The sequence below is a fragment of the Christensenella hongkongensis genome, from assembly GCF_000981035.1.
Lineage (GTDB): Bacteria > Bacillota > Clostridia > Christensenellales > Christensenellaceae > Christensenella > Christensenella hongkongensis.
Genome location: NZ_LAYJ01000068.1, coordinates 25,625 through 42,934 on the forward strand (window position 1 = coordinate 25,625; position 17,310 = coordinate 42,934).

The 17,310-nt window shown below is 46.0% G+C and carries 20 protein-coding genes and 1 tRNA gene; 5 read left to right on the forward strand and 16 right to left on the reverse strand.

The annotated features are described in order from the left end of the window. Nucleotides 1-98 precede the first annotated feature (98 nt). From mfd to CHK_RS03725, 9 genes are all read right to left on the reverse strand, one after another. Nucleotides 99-3,494, reverse strand: coding sequence for a transcription-repair coupling factor (gene mfd / locus CHK_RS03685; RefSeq protein WP_046442688.1), 3,396 nt, complete (start codon nt 3,492-3,494; stop codon nt 99-101). 35 nt (nt 3,495-3,529) lie between these two features. Continuing rightward, nucleotides 3,530-4,111: an aminoacyl-tRNA hydrolase gene (gene pth, locus CHK_RS03690; protein ID WP_235811560.1), complete on the reverse strand. Its 582-nt coding sequence runs from the start codon at nt 4,109-4,111 to the stop codon at nt 3,530-3,532. After that, on the reverse strand, nt 4,086-5,450 hold the full coding sequence (gene glmU / locus CHK_RS03695; protein WP_046442690.1) for a bifunctional UDP-N-acetylglucosamine diphosphorylase/glucosamine-1-phosphate N-acetyltransferase GlmU: 1,365 nt from the start codon (nt 5,448-5,450) through the stop codon (nt 4,086-4,088). Before glmU ends, pth begins: the two co-directional genes overlap by 26 nt. A 127-nt stretch (nt 5,451-5,577) precedes the next feature. Next, complete coding sequence (spoVG, locus tag CHK_RS03700; protein WP_046442691.1) at nt 5,578-5,874, reverse strand: septation regulator SpoVG; 297 nt, start codon at nt 5,872-5,874, stop codon at nt 5,578-5,580. Nucleotides 5,875-6,010: 136 nt separating this feature from the next. Next, nucleotides 6,011-6,805 (reverse strand): pur operon repressor, encoded by a 795-nt coding sequence (gene purR, locus CHK_RS03705; RefSeq protein WP_046442692.1) that lies wholly within the window; start codon nt 6,803-6,805, stop codon nt 6,011-6,013. 4 nt (nt 6,806-6,809) lie between these two features. Continuing rightward, nucleotides 6,810-7,319 (reverse strand): GNAT family N-acetyltransferase, encoded by a 510-nt coding sequence (locus CHK_RS03710; protein ID WP_046442693.1) that lies wholly within the window; start codon nt 7,317-7,319, stop codon nt 6,810-6,812. After that, the gene (locus CHK_RS17130) at nt 7,319-7,513 is read right to left on the reverse strand and encodes a DUF6485 family protein (protein ID WP_046442694.1); all 195 of its coding nucleotides are present in this window, start codon (nt 7,511-7,513) and stop codon (nt 7,319-7,321) included. Before CHK_RS17130 ends, CHK_RS03710 begins: the two co-directional genes overlap by 1 nt. Before the next feature lie 15 nt (nt 7,514-7,528). Beyond that, complete coding sequence (gene tadA / locus CHK_RS03720) at nt 7,529-7,990, reverse strand: tRNA adenosine(34) deaminase TadA (RefSeq protein ID WP_046442695.1); 462 nt, start codon at nt 7,988-7,990, stop codon at nt 7,529-7,531. After that, complete coding sequence (locus tag CHK_RS03725) at nt 7,965-8,381, reverse strand: hypothetical protein (protein WP_046442696.1); 417 nt, start codon at nt 8,379-8,381, stop codon at nt 7,965-7,967. The genes tadA and CHK_RS03725 overlap by 26 nt, the downstream gene beginning before the upstream one ends. Nucleotides 8,382-8,604: 223 nt before the next feature. Between CHK_RS03725 and CHK_RS03730 the strand changes: the two genes are divergently transcribed. Further along, nucleotides 8,605-8,695 (forward strand) — tRNA-Ser (locus tag CHK_RS03730). A 215-nt stretch (nt 8,696-8,910) separates the two neighbouring features. Here CHK_RS03730 and CHK_RS03735 read toward each other — a convergent pair. From CHK_RS03735 to CHK_RS03750, 4 genes are all read right to left on the reverse strand, one after another. Next, a complete protein-coding gene (locus CHK_RS03735) occupies nt 8,911-10,191 on the reverse strand; it encodes a site-specific integrase (RefSeq protein ID WP_046442697.1) in 1,281 nt (426 codons plus the stop codon). 2 nt (nt 10,192-10,193) lie between these two features. Next, entirely contained in the window at nt 10,194-10,427 is a 234-nt protein-coding gene (locus CHK_RS03740) for a DNA-binding protein (protein ID WP_046442698.1), read from the reverse strand. Between the two features lie 407 nt (nt 10,428-10,834). Further along, on the reverse strand, nt 10,835-11,068 hold the full coding sequence (locus CHK_RS03745) for a helix-turn-helix domain-containing protein (RefSeq protein WP_046442699.1): 234 nt from the start codon (nt 11,066-11,068) through the stop codon (nt 10,835-10,837). 7 nt (nt 11,069-11,075) lie between these two features. Continuing rightward, entirely contained in the window at nt 11,076-11,441 is a 366-nt protein-coding gene (locus CHK_RS03750) for an RNA polymerase sigma factor (protein WP_052740268.1), read from the reverse strand. Between the two features lie 599 nt (nt 11,442-12,040). Here CHK_RS03750 and CHK_RS03755 point away from each other — a divergent pair. Continuing rightward, nucleotides 12,041-12,373 (forward strand): plasmid mobilization protein, encoded by a 333-nt coding sequence (locus CHK_RS03755; RefSeq protein WP_046442701.1) that lies wholly within the window; start codon nt 12,041-12,043, stop codon nt 12,371-12,373. Continuing rightward, nucleotides 12,334-13,665: a relaxase/mobilization nuclease domain-containing protein gene (locus CHK_RS03760; RefSeq protein ID WP_046442702.1), complete on the forward strand. Its 1,332-nt coding sequence runs from the start codon at nt 12,334-12,336 to the stop codon at nt 13,663-13,665. Before CHK_RS03755 ends, CHK_RS03760 begins: the two co-directional genes overlap by 40 nt. A gap of 27 nt (nt 13,666-13,692) precedes the next feature. Here the strand turns inward: CHK_RS03760 and CHK_RS03765 are convergent, their stop codons facing one another. Both CHK_RS03765 and CHK_RS03770 read right to left on the reverse strand, forming a co-directional pair. Continuing rightward, complete coding sequence (locus tag CHK_RS03765; RefSeq protein WP_131925062.1) at nt 13,693-14,112, reverse strand: helix-turn-helix domain-containing protein; 420 nt, start codon at nt 14,110-14,112, stop codon at nt 13,693-13,695. Between the two features lie 582 nt (nt 14,113-14,694). Beyond that, entirely contained in the window at nt 14,695-15,018 is a 324-nt protein-coding gene (locus CHK_RS03770; RefSeq protein WP_046442704.1) for a helix-turn-helix domain-containing protein, read from the reverse strand. Between the two features lie 170 nt (nt 15,019-15,188). Between CHK_RS03770 and CHK_RS03775 the strand changes: the two genes are divergently transcribed. Then, on the forward strand, nt 15,189-16,115 hold the full coding sequence (locus CHK_RS03775; protein ID WP_046442705.1) for a hypothetical protein: 927 nt from the start codon (nt 15,189-15,191) through the stop codon (nt 16,113-16,115). Continuing rightward, nucleotides 16,058-16,645: a hypothetical protein gene (locus CHK_RS03780; RefSeq protein ID WP_131924873.1), complete on the forward strand. Its 588-nt coding sequence runs from the start codon at nt 16,058-16,060 to the stop codon at nt 16,643-16,645. Before CHK_RS03775 ends, CHK_RS03780 begins: the two co-directional genes overlap by 58 nt. A gap of 116 nt (nt 16,646-16,761) precedes the next feature. Here the strand turns inward: CHK_RS03780 and CHK_RS03785 are convergent, their stop codons facing one another. Further along, nucleotides 16,762-17,301: a methylated-DNA--[protein]-cysteine S-methyltransferase gene (locus tag CHK_RS03785; protein ID WP_046442707.1), complete on the reverse strand. Its 540-nt coding sequence runs from the start codon at nt 17,299-17,301 to the stop codon at nt 16,762-16,764. Nucleotides 17,302-17,310 lie beyond the last annotated feature (9 nt).

Genomic DNA, 17,310 nt, shown 5'->3' on the forward strand with positions numbered 1-17,310 from the left:
TCTCCTCCCGGCCTTCCGGCCAAAATCCACAATGGATATATTATACAAGAACACCGCACGTTTTGCAATCCACAAATCTGTTACATGAGCGCCTTGTATCAGCGTTTTTTGTGCAGCCTCAACCCACTCAAAAATTCCATAAACGCTTTGGCGTCGAACCCGTTTGGCGTCTGGTACACAATTACCGGCGGCGTCGACGGTCTCAGTATAACATTTTTTCCATATCCGCCTACAAGTTTTAACACTTTTTTTACATTCGGCTGCACCGTCTCAGAATATTTGAGCTCGATGCCGCCGGGCTTTTTGATCACGCTGCCCATTCCCGCAGCGGCTGCGTAGCTCCTGATTGCTGCAGTGATGATCAGGTTATTTACCTCTTTTGGTATCTTGCCATAGCGGTCCGTAATTTCCTTGGCGATCGCTTTTGCATCCGCAAGCGTTTTGATTTTTGAAATCAGCTTGTAAAGATCCATTTTGTCGGTTTGGTTGCTGATATAACTGTCCGGTATGTAAGCCGGCACATTGAGCTCTACAGCCGTCTCAAATTCCGCAGCCACAGGCTTGCCCTTTGCCGTAGCCACGGCCTCCCGCATAATTTTACAATACATCGCATATCCGACAGTGGCCATATGCCCGCTTTGTTCCGGTCCCAGAAGGTTTCCCGCACCGCGTATCTGCAAATCGCGCATTGCGATCTTGAACCCGCTGCCAAGCTGCGTAAACTCACGAATCGCCGCCATCCGTTTTGCGGCATCTTCCTTCATCGTTCCATCGCCAAGATAGGTAAAATAGGCGTAGGCGTTCTGGTCCGAGCGCCCTACCCGCCCTTTTAACTGGTAAAGCTGCGAAAGCCCGAACTTATCCGCCTCATAAACGATGATCGTATTCACAGAAGGAATATCGATTCCGTTTTCGATGATCGTGGTGCATACGAGCACATCAAATTCACCGTCGATAAACCCGCCGATCACGCGCTCCATTTCTTTTTCGCCCATCTGCCCGTGCGCTGCGGCAACCCTTGCCTCCGGTACGTTTCGTTTGACGTCCGCGATCAGCTGATCCATTTCGCGTATCTGCCTGCACACAAAGTAAACCTGCCCTCCGCGGTTTATCTCCCGCATGACCGCATCGCGCAGCAGGCCGTCCGAATAGCGCATTACGTAAGAATACGGCTGCTTGCGCATGGAGGGCGGCGTATCGAGCGTGCTCATGTCCCTGATTCCCACCAGCGACATTTCCAGCGTGCGCGGAATGGGCGTGGCGGAAAGCGTGAGTACGTCCACACTCTGCTTCAAAAGCTTGATTTTTTCTTTATGGGACACGCCAAAGCGCTGTTCCTCATCCACGATCAGCAATCCAAGGTTATTGAAAACCACATCGTTTGAAAGCAACCGGTGCGTACCGATGATGATATCGATTTTTCCCCGCCGCAAATCTTCAAGCACCTGCTTATGGTGGGATTTTGAAAAACGCGATATCCCCGCGACCGTAACCGGAAAATCCCGGAATCGTTCCCGGAACGTTTTGAGGTGCTGGCGCGCAAGCAGCGTAGTCGGTACAAGTACGGCGACCTGCTTGCCGTCCATTACGGCTTTCATGGCCGCGCGCATCGCGACCTCCGTCTTGCCGTAGCCAACGTCTCCCAAAAGCAGCCTGTCCATCACCTTGGGAGATTCCATATCCTTTTTGATCTGCTCTACGCTTTCAAGCTGTCCTTCTGTTTCTTCATATTCAAAAGCGTCTTCAAACTGTTTCTGCCAGACCGTATCCTCTGAAAACGCGTGCCCTTTGGTTTCGAAACGCTGCGCATAAAGATCCACAAGATCAAACGCCAGCTTAAGGGCGGATTCGCGCGCTTTCGTTTTCGCAGTCTCCCACTCCTTGCCGCCAAGCTTCGAAAGCTGCGGCGGCGCATCCTCGCTGCCGATATACTTCTGCACGCGGTCAATCTGCGCCGTAGGGATGTAAAGCTTATCGCCCCCGCGGTACTCGAGCTCCATGTATTCCGCGACGTTACCGCCTGCCTCGAGGGTTTTCAGGCCAAGGTACTTTCCTTTTCCATGGATATCGTGCACCACATAATCGCCGGGCGAAAGATCGCTGAAAATATCATCCTCCGCTTTACGCGCGTGTTTTTTGGAGACCGTTTTTTTCAGCCTGCCATATACGTCGTTTGCCCCGAATACAATCGTCTTTGCGGAGGGTATCTCGAATCCATAGGAAACATATTCTTCGCTGATGCTGACAGGAGCCTGCGGTGTTTTCTCCACCGGCGCAATCACGTCAAATTCGCCGAGCGCCCCAGAAAGCGCCTGCGCCTTGCCTCCCGCAAAAATACGCACCGTATAGCCATGTTCCCTGCGTTCTTTGATGCTGCGCGAAAAATTCTCCATATGCCCGCGGTATTCCACTGCCGCGTGCATATCCATATCCGCCTCGCAGACGGTTTTGAGCCGCGCATTTTTTCCCGCCGCCATATCGATGATATCCGCTTCGCGCTTTTTGATGAGCGTTCTGATATCCCCCATGCTTTCGCCCTGCGCGCCAAAGGCCTCGTTTTCTTTCATCAGGTTTGCGTGCATATCCGCAAACTCCACGAGGATACGTTTTGCCTCGCTGTAAATACGGTCAAAATCGTCAAAAAGCAAAATGCAGCCGGGGAAATAGTCAGAAATAAACGCAGGCTCGAACATCACCGGCAAAAAGGTATCCGCATTGTCAAAATTGCCGTACGCCTCCACTTCCGTCATGATCTTTTCCGCGAGCGCCTGGTTATCCTGTTTTTTCAGATACGTAAACAGTTTATCCTTTGCGTCCTCTGAGAGCACGACCTCGCGCGCAGGCGGAAACAGATATTCCTTCATCGGTTTTCCCACCGATTTCTGCGTTTCGCTGTCAAAAGTCCTGATCGTTTCAATTTCGTCGTCAAAAAAAGTGATACGGATCGGCAGCCTGCTGTCGGACGGATAAATATCCAGTATCTCCCCGCGCCGCGCAAACTCGCCGCGCGAATATACCGTTCCCACCCGCTCATAGCCATTTTGTGCAAGCGTGCTTAAGAGAGTTTCCCCGTCATAGCTTTTCCCTGACGAAAGCATCAGGCAAGCATCTTTAAAATGCTGCCGGGGCACTACCCGTCCTAAAAACGCATTGATCGACAAAAACACCGGCTCTTTGGTGTGGGCCGCATTTTTCATTACGCCCACGCGCACAAGTTCCTCCTCGCGCCCCTTTGCTTCTGCATTGCGCAGCGTCAGCTCATTGTCAGGAAAAAGCACGCCCGCTGCCGCAGCGTTTTCCCGCGCCGCCTGCTCTGTGGACGTAATACACAGCACCTGTTTTTGCGCTGCGTGTGCTACCGCATCTGCAAAATATGCCTTTGCGTGGGGCGTAACGCCAAAAACCGAGCAAGGCAGCTGCCCTCCCCGGATACAATTCAAAACATCCTGAAACGCGCCGCTTTTTTCGATCAGCGGACTTACCGTATGGTTCAATTTATCTCCCCTTTCCGAATCTTAATCTATACTCCCTATTTATTAAACCTCGCCTGCGCCGCGCTAACGCCTTCCAGCACAATACATTCGCATGCGTCGGCGGCCCGTTCAAACATCTGCTGCGCGTCCTCACGTTTTTCTTTTTCAAATTTCCCCAATACATGCCCGATCAGATTATTCTCCGGCTTTCCAATGCCGATACGTATCCGCGGAAAATCACCGCTGCCGGTATACCCTATAATCGAACGCATTCCGTTATGCGTGCCCGCGCTGCCTTTTTCGCGGATACGAAGCGCCCCAAACGGGATGTCTATATCGTCATAAAGCACAATCAGCCTGCTCAGCTCCGCATTATAATATTGCAGGATTCCATCCACCGCATAACCGCTGTTGTTCATAAACGTGGTTGGTTTGATGAGCATGACCTTTTCATTGCCGATCATCCCCTGCCCTGCAAGCGCGTCAAATTTTGTCGCCTTCAGCTTGATGTGATGACGCTTCTCTAAAATTTCGATTGTCTGAAACCCCGCGTTGTGCCTTGTCCTTTTATATTTCAGCCCGGGATTTCCAAGTCCGGCAATATAGTACATCTTATTTTCTCTTGTCCTTCCAGCCATTTTTAACCGTCTGGCGCGACCGCGCGATTGCAAACGCACCCTCCGGTATATCGTCCGTAATGGTCGATCCAGCCGCAATATATACGTCGTTTCCGACACGAACCGGAGAAATGAGATTTGTATTGCAGCCAATAAAGGCATTGTCTCCAACCGATGTGCGAAACTTATTCTTACCGTCGTAATTGACCACCACAACGCCGCATCCAACGTTGATTCCTTCGCCAAAATCAGCGTCCCCGATATAGGTCAGGTGCGAAACCTTCGTACCGTTTCCAATGTTCGCGTTCTTGATCTCCACAAAGTCGCCGATCCTGCAATGGTCGCCAATCATGGAGTTTGGACGCACATAGGCGTTTGGCCCTACCGTCGTTTCCCGTCCGATCTGCGCGTCCAGAACGACGGAGTTCTGCACTGTCGTACCGTCTGCAATGCTGCTGTTTTCAATGCGCGAGCCCGGATACAGCGTAACGTTTTCGCCAATCACAGTTCCTTTTTCCAGTGTTACGTTGGGGTAGATCACCGTATCCTGCCCAATCGTGCAATCCGCATCGATGTAGGTGTTTTTTGGATCGATAATCGTCACTCCGTTTTTCATGTGCCGCTCCAATATTCGCGCGCGCAGTATCTCCGACACCTGCGCAAGCTGCACCCTGTCGTTTACCCCCATACATTCGCGTGCGTCGTCCGCGATATACGCTCCCACCTTTTCTCCTTTTCCATTCAGAATGGAAACAATATCCGTCAGATAGTATTCGCCCTGCGCGTTTGCAGGTTTGATCTCTTTCAGGCATTCCAGCAGCAACGGCGTGCACACGCAATAGCAGGACGCATTCACTTCGGTAACCATCCGCTGCTCTTCCGTCGCATCCTTTTCCTCCACGATTGCCGTTACGTCGCCAAGCTCGTTTCGCAGTATCCTGCCGTAACCAAAGGGATTATCAAGCTTTGCCGTAAGCATTGTGCAGGCATAATTTCCTTCCTTTGCCGCATTCACAAGTGCCGCGATTGTCTCTTCCCGCAAAAGCGGCATATCCCCCGCGATGATCAGCGTATACCCGTCAAACCCCACGAGCTCTTTTTCCGCGCACATCACCGCGTGCCCGCTGCCCTTGCGCTCCGCCTGTTCAACATAGCTGACCGTATCGCCAAACTGGTTTTCAATTTCATTCCTGCCGCGTCCACATACCACGACGCATTTTCCAGTATCCGCGCCGCGCGCCGCGCGCACAACCCATTCCAGCATAGATAATCCCGCGGCGCGATGCAGTACCTTCGGCGTTTTCGATTTCATCCGTGTTCCTTCGCCCGCAGCAAGAATCACAGCAATACACTTGTCCATAATCTATCTCCCGTCGTTTTTATCAAAATCATACCCAAACATTATACACAATCCCGGCTGTTTATGCAAAAAAATCCAGCACGAAAAAAGGCCCCTCCAATATGGGAAGGGCCTTGCTTTCACCAGCCTAAAATTCGCTTGCAGACAGATGCGAACCCATTTCCTCTTCCTCAGGCATATTTTCATATTCCTTCAAAATAATTTGCTGGATCATCTCACGGGTATCCGAGTTAATTGGATGAGCAATATCCTTATACTCACCGCTCGGCGTTTTCCTGCTTGGCATAGCAATAAAAAGGCCGCTCGCGCCTTCGATGATCTTCATGTCGTGAATCACGAACATATCATCAAACGTCACCGAGACAATCGCTTTCATCTTACCAGTACCGTCAATCTTCCTGATGCGAATATCTGTGATCTCCATTTTTCAATCCTCCACCTTTTGTCGATAGCTTAGTTTGCCTTTGCGTAGCACGCAAAACTTTTCATCCAAAACCCCTTATATTAACTTTTAATTTAGCACATTTTTTTTAGAATTGCAATATGTTCAAAAAACCTCTTCAATATGCGGAAATTTCAATCTTTGTCTCGCTCAGTTCCTCCAGCTCGAAAATTGCCTTATAGCCTGTAATCCGTTTCTTTTGCGGGTATTTGTTTACAATGGCCGCGCCGGTGCCCACCACCTCGATATCAAACTCGGAAAGCATATCGCAAATGGCTTTGATCGTGCCGCCCCCTGCAATAAAATCATCGATCACAAGCGCTTTCGCACCCTCTTTGATCATTCGTTTTGAAAGTGACATTGTTTGCAGCCTGCGCGACGATCCGGACAGGTAATTGATCGAAAATACCGATCCGTCCGTCAGCTTGCTTTCCCTGCGCGCAATCGCGAGCGGCAGGTTCAAAATACGCGCAACGCTCATTGCAAGCGGTATCCCCTTTGTTTCCACCGTGACGATAAAGTCCGCTTTTTTATCCATGAACCATTCCGCCATAACCTGCGCCATTCCATCCACGTAGTAAGGCGTGCAGAAAAGATCGGCAATATACATATAGCCGCCCGGCAGGATGCGCGACGTATCCGCCATCTTTTCGGTCAGCTCCTTCAAAAGCAGCACACGCGCGTTTTCCGGTATCTGCGGGACGTAGCGGATTCCCCCATGCACTCCCGCCACAGTTTCCACGCGCCCGATGCCCGCTTCTACAAAAACCTGTTTGATCACTGCGGCGTCCTCTGAAAGGCTCGATTTTGCCGCGCCAAGCATTTCCTGGAAATAATTCAGGGAATACAGCTTATTTGGATTCTTTGCAAGGAGTGCGCACATCACGGCTATCCTCTGTTTTTTGTTTGCCATAGCGCTATCCCTCCAGCGTTTTTTCCATAATATAGTCGTCCATCACAAAGCCCCCGCCAATCTCCTTGCAGATCGTATCCGCCTCATGAAAACCAAGGTGCTCATACGCCGCAATAGAAGACAGGTTGTTTTTGGCGACGGTAAGCCATATGCTTTTCAGGCGCAGCGAGCGCGCCATGTCCGCAACCTCGCTAAGGATATCCCTGGAGTACCCCTTCCCGCGGTATTCCCGTAACAGGTATAGCTTGCTGATAAACATTTTGCCCGGCGGATAGCATGGCTGCAATGCCAAATATCCAATATTTACGCCAAGCTTACGCACAAGATAATACTCGCACCCTTCCGCCTCCGCAGCTTTGATTGCAGGAACCGTCTGGAATTTTTCCAGCATATATTCGATTTGCTCCCCGCTGATCACACCTGCATAATGCTCGCGCCAGATACGATGGGCGAGGTCTGCCACCGCGAGGAATTCATATTCCTTTCTGATACGCTTAAGCTTTGCTTTTGCCATTACCTTGCATTCCAATCCGCAATAAACGCTTCAATGCTGCGGTCCCCCGTTGCCTCTCCCTCTTTCGAGAAAAAACAACCGGGTATCTGTCCTTTGTCCCTGTGATGCTTCACGCAATCGCAGCATACCCCCATACGTGAACAGTTGAATGAACACGTACACATCCCTTTATTGCTTTCCTTTTTACATTCCATACCTTAAACACTCCCTTATTTTCTTTTTCGCTTAAAATATCCGCTCAGTAAAGCGGCGCATTCCGCTTCCAGCACCCCGCCGGCAACCTGCGGTTTGTGATTCAGCTTTCCCTCAGCCAGATCGTACAGCGTCCCAAACGCCCCCGCTTTTTTATCGTAAGCCCCAAATACAACCCGGGGAATACGCGCATTGATGACCGCCCCTGCGCACATTGGACATGGCTCAAGGGTGACATAAAGCGTACAGTCAAGTAGCCGCCAGCCGCCCAGAAAACGTGCCGCTTCCCCAATCGCCTTTATTTCAGCGTGCGCCATCGGATCCTTGTGCGTCTCCCTCATGTTATGCGCGCGGGCGATGATTTCATCATCTTTCACAATCACAGCGCCAATGGGAACCTCGTCTATTTCCCCCGCAAGCCTTGCCTCGGCAATGGCATATTCCATCCAGTATTCATCGTCCACCGGAAGCACCTCCATCCTCGCCAAGCTCCGTATACTTCAAAAAGCCGGCGTCAAACTGTTCTTTTGCTTCTTGATACGCCGCCTGTGCCTTTTCCGCATCGTTTGCATCCTCATAAACCGTCCAATCACGCAGCGCCTGGACAGCGTTTAAAAAATGCGCATGTATTTCGAGTACATTGCTGTCGTTTGCCTGAAGCGTTTGCAAATCTTTTTGCAGCGTATTCATATCTGTTTTCACATAAAGCGACATGCCGCCTTCCTCAATTTGTCCAATCGCGGTCTGCATACGCGTGAATAAATCAAGGTCGTCGATAAAATTTGCATACTGGTCCACCGGGCTTGACGCGCATGCAACGCAAACAACGATTAGTAGTATGATAAAAAATACCAGCCAAAATTTTTTCAAGTCAAATCTCCAAAAAATCCTTTTTCACTATTATACGAATTTCATTATTATATTGCAATTAGATGTGCTTTTTGGTAAAATAAATCACGTCGCACGGGAAGCTTGCTTTTGAAAGCAGTATCTCCTGCATACAATAACAACCTATGGAGAGGTATCGAAGTGGTCATAACGGGGCGCACTCGAAATAATGTCCGTTATGCACGATAACTGAATAGTGATGTATGGAGCGGTAGCGAAGTCTGGCCGTAACGCGCGTGACTCGAAATCACGTTATCCGCAAGGGTACGTGGGTTCAAATCCCACCCGCTCCGCCAAAATCCCGCATAAACAAAAGGTTTGTGCGGGATTATTATTTTTTGCACTTCTACAAGAACTAGGTTTCCTTACGCATATTCGTCCCCCTATCTCATCTTTTAGCACAAATACAATATACATATTATACAAGGCGATTGCATTTTTGTTGCCTAATTGTTGCCCAAATCTCACGGTAACATATAAAAAGTTATATCATGATATGTAATCCTATTCCTTAAAGCTCCATATTTTTGCTTGCTTTTGTGTTAGGCTTTTCTTCTTTTTGCTCGTTTTTTTCACTGTGTAACGCATCATGATAAGTGTCTAATACTACTTGTTTTCTTTCAAGTCGCACATCAACATATTGCGCCGTTACAGCTTCCATGTTTGACGATATTCCTAATGACATACCAATACCTTTTAACGTATGGCCTAAAATTTCACCTACCGAATAAAAATCACCCGTAAGTTGATACATATTAGTTGCTGCCGTATGTCTAAGATCATGAAATCGAATATGTGGCATATCGTACTTTTCCAACATATGAGCAAAATTTTCTGATATTCTACCTGCTCGCATCGGCGCACCGTCTGGTCTGCTTACGACTAAATCATTATCGTAATATTCCTTTCCAGCACTTTGTAACAACTTTTTTTGTTTCTGTTGATTCTCAAACTGTCGTAAAAAGTATGGCATTGTCGCTTCCGTAATTGGTAAAATCCTACCATGCGATTTTGGGGGTGCAAAATCCTTAATAATTTTGGTTTTTGGCGGGACTTTAAAGGGTAGTTGTTCAATCACACTAAACGTCTTATTTTCAAGGTCAACATTGCACCAGCGCAACCCTAATATCTCGCTACGCCTAAGCCCATACATACCACCAAGCATTACGGACATTTCCCATTCAGTACCATATGTATTTGCCATAAGGTGTTGCATTTGTTCAATAGTATATGGGTCTGGCGTTTTCCCTTGCTTGCCAAATTTAGTAATAATATCGCGTGCAGGGTTGAACTCAATATATCGGTATTTCCTCGCGTGTTCCATTGCGACACTTAAAATGCGTTGTGTATAACGGACAGAACTATGTGAAAGGCCCTTTGCATAAAGTTTACTAAAGAGATCATCCAGCATGGCTCCCGTTACTTGATTAAGCGGAACATTTCCAATATACGGTACTATATGATTCTTTATATATCCACGATAACCGTATAATGTGCTGGGGCGCAAATTGGCTTTTCCGTGTTTTTCAACCCAATCTTCCATATACTCTTTAACTGTTTGTTTTCCGTTCGATGTTAATAATGGTGTATAGGATGGCTTGCTAAGCTTTACTTTCATTTCGGCTTCATGTTTTTCGGCCTGTGTCTTTGTCGCAAATCCTCGTTTTCCATATGTTTTACGTTCACCATTGCTTACATACTTAATATAAACGTCATATACCGTCCCCGGTTTTCCTGTTAAAATTCCGTCAGCATTTTTTCGATTTTTGACTTTTCGTGCTGATACTGCCATGCTTAACCGTCCTTTCTTTGCCGTTGCTTAACCGAAACTTTGTTTCGCTCGTAGTAATCCCAAATGGCCCGGTCAGTCAGCAATCGACGGTTTCCGTTTTGCAAGTATTCCAACTCGCCATTATCCATAAGATCACGCAATTTATTTTCTCCAATGCCGCTAACACGGCTCATAAGTTCCGGGGTCTTTAGCATGGGAAGCATTGCAGGCTTTGTAGTATCTTCTTTTTTTGCCAAATAGCAACATCTCCTTTTGATAGATTAAAAAATCTAAGCAAATCGGACGGCTGCGGGCCGGGCAGCTCCACGGGGTTATGTCGCCCCCCTGCATGGTTCTCATGCAGCCGCCCAATGCTGTAAAGCGTTCAAGGCGGGAGTATCATTATTACGGTCTGCTGATCGTCGCACAAGCTGGCAGGGCTTGTTCCCGGCAAGGTGTGACCGCTCATATCGTCGCGCACCTTTTCGGCTGGCTCCCAGCATACCGAATGTATCTTATTGCTTTATGAAATTTTCAATGTACTGCTGAATGTCAGCCTATAAGATTGCACTTTATATAAATGCGATCTTGCAGAGTGGCAAACAAAAGCCCGCGACCGGGAAGCGTGGAAAGGGGAGACACGCGCCCGGTCACGAGCATAGAGTTAAGCGGCCTTAAATTTGAGAATCTGGGTTATCAGTTTTGTTTCAAGCCTGCGTTTGACTTCTTCATTTACGCAAAAATAAGGTAGTCCGTTTTCGTCATATACCTGTTGAAAAGCAAGAGAAGAAACATACCCCTTATAGTGCGTTAATACGGCGTTAATCGCGTCAACATCACCCGCCGTCGCCGCCTCAATAATAGAATATGGAATCAGGCTGCAATCAACTTTTCCCATTACATTTTCACTTCCTTTCCATAATCTTTTTGAGTTTTTCCAGTGTGCTTGCCCTGCGCTTCGTGACCGTGCGGCGCATAAGGCTTAACAGCTTCCCGATTTCCCGGTCGGTCAGATCGAGGAAATAGAACAACAAAATAATGTTGCGCTTGTCCTCTGGCAAGGCGTTCAGTGCGGCGGCTATCTCTTCATCGGTTATCTTGATTTCATTTCCCAAAACGGAAAACACATATTCATCAAGCGCATATTCATCATAAGCCGTTAAAGCCGCAAGCTGTTCAAGTTCCTGTTCGGATAGCATTTCTAAAGATGTTTCGTGGTCGCGCTTTCTTTTCTTTTCAAGATAATAGTTACGCGCTTCGTTCCGAATCACTTTTTTACAATAACTATCAAACTGGCCTTGAATCCGCGCCTTGTCGCTGGATTGAGGGTTCAGAAGATCACCCCCTTTCTCGCGTCCGCAAGGGCGGTGAAATATCCCCTTTCACTTACTAGCACAATCTGAAAACGCAAAAAGGAACCATTTTTGAAAAAAAGTTGAAAAAATTTTTTGAAAACACAAAAAAAAGACGATTGTATCATATACAAACGCCTTTTTACTGCTTTGTCAGGTTGAAAATTATTGACTTTCTTCTTGTGGAGTGCTACCCCAATAAATCAAAACAAACCACATTGGACACATAAACGCGATACCATTTTAATACGTTCCCCGCTTTCCGTGTGAGTTCTGAAAATGGCTTTGCCGCATTGTTTTTCTGACTATATTATATCATTTTTTAAATTTTAATGAAATTTGTATTTTTGGTTCCTTTTTAGAGATTTGAATTGTGATAGTTATAGGAAAGGTTTCTTAGCAAGCATAGGAAGTGTATTAACACTTCCGAATTTTGCACCTGTCCCGCAAAGCTGGTACAGGTGCAAAATGCTTGTTGGGGAGAATCCCCAAACCCCCGAAAAGAAAGGAGCGAAAAGGTGGCAGATCGTAAAAGGAAAATCCCGCTGATCGTCTATGTGACGGAGAAAGAGCGGGAAACGATACAAAAGAAAATGGAGCTTGCCGGGAGCGCAAACAATTACAGCGCATACGCCCGCAAAATGCTGATTGACGGCTATGTGATACAAATAGATCACGCGCCGATCAAAGAGCTTGCGCGGGAGATTGGCGGTATAGGCCGCAATATCAATCAGATCACAGCCCGCGCTAACGCTATGGGTAATTTGTACGCCCATGACATACAGGATATAAAGGAGTTGATGAAAGAGGTTTGGCATACTGTGAGATACACCCTATTAAGTCAACGTTAAGGAAAGCACTTGACTATATCACAAAACCTGAAAAGACGGACTGTGGACGGCTTGTGTCCTCTTACGGTTGTACCCCGGAAACGGCAGACGTGGAATTTCTCTACACCATTTCGCAAGGCATGAACAAAGGGGATAACCTCGCCCATCACATGATACAGAGCTTCGCCCCCGGTGAAGTGACCCCGGAGGAAGCGCATAAACTCGGTCAGGAGTGGGCCGAAAAGGTGCTAAAGGGTAAATATGAATATGTGATCGCAACGCATACGGATAGCCGTTGCGTCAACAATCATATCATGTTTTGTGCGACCAATTTTGCCGATCATCACAAATATGTTTCCAACAAACGCACCCTTGCTCAAATTCGACGGTTAAGCGACGATCTTTGTCGTGAGCATGGCCTGTCTGTTATCAAAACAGAGGGGCGCAATCCCAAGAGTAAAAGCGGCAAGGAGTACCACGCCGCCCGTGAGGGGCGGGGCTGGAAAGCAAAATTATATAAATTGATTGATGATACGATTCCACGGGTAAAAACGTTTGAGGAATTTTTGCAGGAAATCAAAGCGGCGGGTTATGAAATATCCTGCACGGCACGGGTGCTTAAATTCCGTGCGCCGGGACAAGACAAATTCACACGGGGTCACGACGATTACACTGAAATGCGTATAAGGGAACGTATCGCGGGCGGCGCATCACGCAAGCCCCAGCGCGACGACAAGGGTGTAAACCTTGTCATTGATATACAGAATAGCATAAAGGCCCAGCAAAATGAGGGCTATAAACGTTGGGCGAAAGTCTTTAACCTCAAAAAGACAGCAAAGGCCGTGAATTACTTATCAGCGCATAACATAACCAACCGGGAGCAGCTTAACCAAATTGTCACGGACACGACCGCGAAACTTGAAAAGACTACCGCCGATCTGAAAGCTGTTGAGCGGAGAGCGTCGGACGTTCTGCTTACCATGAAACATTTAGAGAATTACCGCCGCATGAAACCGATCTATGACAAGTACCGGGCCACTAAAAATAAAGATCGCTTCTATGCGGAGCATGAAAGCAGCTTGATTTTATTTAATGCGGCAAAAAAGGGCCTTGCCGATCTCGGCGTGACAGGTCGGGTTTCCGCTGCCGATCTGAACCGGGAGTATGAGAAGTTGCAGAATAGGAAAGACAGCCTGTACCGATCTTACAGGACACAAAAAAAGAAAGTCCGTGAGCTTGAAACCATACAGGCCAATGTGAATAGTCTTTTGGAGCCGCACGGCCCCGAACGGCACATAGAAAAAGAGAGGTAAAATAAAAGCGCGGGGAACCGCGCTTTACTATACTATTTTTGTTTTTTTACTTTCCTTTTCAATTCGCACAGCATGATAAGTTGAATATGTCTCCAAAAGTGCCCTTAATGATTTTTTATCCAGCGTATCAACAAAATTAAACAACAATGTCAAATCATCTACATTTAGTTTTTCCGTCAATAAATGATTTAATTGTCGAATGATTTTATCTTTACTATCATCTTCATGGAAAAAATCTTCAAGTGTCATTCCAAAATAATCACAAAAATCATATACACTTGCAAGCATTGGATTATGCTTTTTATTTGTTAAGGTTGAAACAAAATTTTCACCATGTCCAATTAGATGACTCAATGTTTTCTTATTCTTTATTTTGTTTTCAGCGAGAAGTTCATTAACTCGATTAGCCACAAACTCCCTAATATATTTTTCGTTTTCATCACTCATAAGAATATTATAGATTTTAATAAATACTATCAACGCTATACATGATTCTGTTATTAATGTATTTAGTAAAAAATAGAACTGTATATTGCCTTTTCTAGCTGATATTGTTATACTAAATAAAAGTCTCTTTTATGCTACCACGCAATCGGTGTAGGCTATTGTGTACCCATACACAACCATAATCCAAATCCCCAGCCCTATATTTTCAGTCTACACCCGATTGCGCGATCATGGGATTAAATTGCGGGGTTATCAACAAAATTTAATGCAGTTTTGTTGATAAATTTAGTGGTACATGTAGGGGATGTACCGGGCGCACGGGGAACGGGATATAAGAGAGCCTATATCCGTTCCCCCGGGTGCGCCACGTACATTGAAAAAAGAAATAAGCTTAGGTGTGTTGGTAGGGCGCGTCAGTCAGTTCTATAAATCAAAGAGCGAAATCTTGAACGAGATTTTTCTTTCAAGCCCCCGTTGCAAAGTCGTTTTATCTGCTGAAACTTGGTGCCCTACGAAACACGCCGCACATTGAAAAAAGCATACAAAAAAGCGGACTGAAAATCCGCAAAAATTCATGCTCTGTTATTTTTTTGATTTTCGTGCATTAAGCTGCTTGGCAAGACTAAGCAAGGTCAAGATATTTTGTTCATCCAAGTCTTTTTCTTCTTCAATCAGTTCATTTAGCAAAACGGGATATTCAATCCCGTCATCGAAAAAATCTTTTAGCGTGATACCAAAATATTCACAAATATAATGTAGCATAGGAATAGACGGCAGAGCCTTTTTGTTTTCAATGCGGTTAATGTAACCAATGCTTTGACCCAGATCCAAACTCATTTCCCTTTGCGATACATCTTTATTAATTCTTAAACGCGCGATACGTTCATTGATATAATCGAAATTCATATCTAACCACCTTTATTCTATTATAGGTGATTGCACAGCTCGTATATTCGATTTTAATTGATCTATTATGAAAATTCGCAAATTTAAAATTGATTTTTGCAACGTTTTGAATATTTATAATTTACGTTCTTTAAAATATGAAAAATATTATGCTTAAAGGAGGTTGTAACATGACATTGGAAAGGACAGGCTGTTCCTTTATTGATAATTTAATTGACGGGGACTATCAGCACAATCATTCTTTTTTCAGGAATACGGTAAACGCCTTTCGTCTGGAAGCTCTATACCTATATGACATTGGCGTAAGAAGCTACACCCTTATGGATAACGCCGAAACAAATCTATATTTCCCGCAGGTTGTGGCCAATACTTTAGATGACGTACCCAAGTTATACCTGTTTTCACCCTGCAAGGACTATGTGGGGAAAAATTACCATGAGTCAAAAGCCGTCAAGCTCCTTGTCGACGAAGTGGTCTATATCAGGCAAAAAGCGACAAACGATCCCGCTATTTCTGAAATGCTGTATAAATCGGTCATAGACAACTCCGATATTCTCCTGCTCATGGACAAAGACCGGGAATCTGAATATTACAAATATGCGGAAAAGGCAGGTAAAGAGATACATTTTCTGAACCCCGTTGCTATGGAATTTACGATTGAACATGCGCGGGAACCGCGCGCAGCACGTAATTTACGAAAGGCAATCTTTGCAAAAAGCGATATTGGGCGTGAATATCTGGAACAGAAAAAGAGAATCGAATATTTGGAGGAACAGGCGTATCTAAAGACAATGCAAACCCTTTTACGCCCCCATACAAAAGAAGCGTGTGATAAATTGCTAAAACAATATGCTTTGGAGACCAACAAACTATATGAAGAATATGATTTGCTTGAAAGCATCCTCAAGCTAAATGACAACGCGATCAATCAGCATTATTGGAATTGGAAAAGGAAGGACGATCTTTTGAACGACCGCATTTTATCGGATAACGGCGGGCGGGAAAAGGTAAAAGCCGCGAAAATTGAAGCAGATCAATATTGGAAGATTTTGAAACAGGCTATTTTTGCGGCTCAAATAGAAATCAGCAGAAAGTGAGAAAAAAGATGTATGAATATGAAAAAGCCGTGTTGAGCAAAAGCAAGCATAAAATATGTGGATTATGGTTTTGCGAGATCGCGGACAACAAAAAGGAGATCATCCGAGAGCAAGCCGTTGATAAAATCGAAAATGAGATTTTGAATGGCCGCCAAACATTCGCCTTGCCGTTTTTAGGCTTTGGAAATACTTTAGCCTTTGAGATCGCAATGGAGCTTCGCAATAAACATTACCTGAGTTTAATCGGCGTTCTTCCTTATCCAAGCTTTATCAGTTCGTTACCCTGTCCGGAAAAAGAATTTTGGCAAAAGGCGTATGCTGCTACAGATTGGTGCATTACAGCCGATCAAGAGCCGTGCCAAACCCGCGATGAAATATACAGGAAATGTGCAAAGGGGCTTGTCAGTGCGTGTAAGCAATTCATTATCGGCTATACGGGTATGCCAAACATGCCAACTTTTGAGTTTATACAGGCGGCGCAGAAAGAACCTTTAGCTTTCTCAGGATATATAACCGATCTGGGTAAATAGTCATTTAGATTTGCTCATTTCCAGCGATATAATTACTCCCTGCGGAAACCTGTAGCCCGTTAGACTGGAACCCAGTGGTCAGGCAATCTTAACTACCAATACAGTTTTAACGCCTGCTAAAGCGCCGTCCCTTTTTGGGGGACAAAGAGACGTGACGTATCCACCCCTTCATGTTCAAGCAATTTAATTTTGGTTTCCACTCCACCGGCGTACCCCGTCAGGCTGCCATTTGATCCTACAACACGATGACAGGGAATGATAATAGATATGGGATTATGCCCCACCGCGCCTCCAACTGCCTGGCTGGACATACTCTTTTTACTTGTCCTGACGGCTATTTTGTTGGCAATCGCGCCATAAGTGGTGACTTCGCCATAGGGAATATCACATAAGATGCTCCAAACCTCCTGCCGGAACCCGCCGCCGATTGGTTTCAACGGCAACTCATAGATAGCCGGCTTTTCACCTGCGAAGTATCTGTCCAGCCACTTTTTCGTTTCAATAAACACCGGGAGATCATCTTTTTCTGTCATTTTTTCAGGAACCGTATTCCCAAAATATTTTTGTCCTTCCATCCACAGTCCAACAAGATTCTTTCCGTCACACGCAAGCGTAATTTTGCATATTGGCGAAGAGTAAGTGGTTGAATAATACATTTTTTCCTC

Excerpts from the sequence above, each read along its gene's own strand:
- CHK_RS03785 (WP_046442707.1), bottom strand. The coding sequence starts at position 17,301 with ATGTATTATTCAACCACTTACTCTTCGCCAATATGCAAAATTACGCTT.
- tadA (WP_046442695.1), bottom strand. The coding sequence starts at position 7,990 with ATGGAGGTGCTTCCGGTGGACGATGAATACTGGATGGAATATGCCATT.
- CHK_RS03735 (WP_046442697.1), bottom strand. The coding sequence starts at position 10,191 with ATGGCAGTATCAGCACGAAAAGTCAAAAATCGAAAAAATGCTGACGGA.
- CHK_RS03765 (WP_131925062.1), bottom strand. The coding sequence starts at position 14,112 with ATGAGTGATGAAAACGAAAAATATATTAGGGAGTTTGTGGCTAATCGA.
- CHK_RS03710 (WP_046442693.1), bottom strand. The coding sequence starts at position 7,319 with ATGGCAAAAGCAAAGCTTAAGCGTATCAGAAAGGAATATGAATTCCTC.
- glmU (WP_046442690.1), bottom strand. The coding sequence starts at position 5,450 with ATGGACAAGTGTATTGCTGTGATTCTTGCTGCGGGCGAAGGAACACGG.
- CHK_RS03770 (WP_046442704.1), bottom strand. The coding sequence starts at position 15,018 with ATGAATTTCGATTATATCAATGAACGTATCGCGCGTTTAAGAATTAAT.
- CHK_RS03745 (WP_046442699.1), bottom strand. The coding sequence starts at position 11,068 with ATGGGAAAAGTTGATTGCAGCCTGATTCCATATTCTATTATTGAGGCG.
- CHK_RS17130 (WP_046442694.1), bottom strand. The coding sequence starts at position 7,513 with ATGGAATGTAAAAAGGAAAGCAATAAAGGGATGTGTACGTGTTCATTC.
- purR (WP_046442692.1), bottom strand. The coding sequence starts at position 6,805 with ATGGCAAACAAAAAACAGAGGATAGCCGTGATGTGCGCACTCCTTGCA.
- CHK_RS03775 (WP_046442705.1), top strand. The coding sequence starts at position 15,189 with ATGACATTGGAAAGGACAGGCTGTTCCTTTATTGATAATTTAATTGAC.
- pth (WP_235811560.1), bottom strand. The coding sequence starts at position 4,111 with ATGGCTGGAAGGACAAGAGAAAATAAGATGTACTATATTGCCGGACTT.
- spoVG (WP_046442691.1), bottom strand. The coding sequence starts at position 5,874 with ATGGAGATCACAGATATTCGCATCAGGAAGATTGACGGTACTGGTAAG.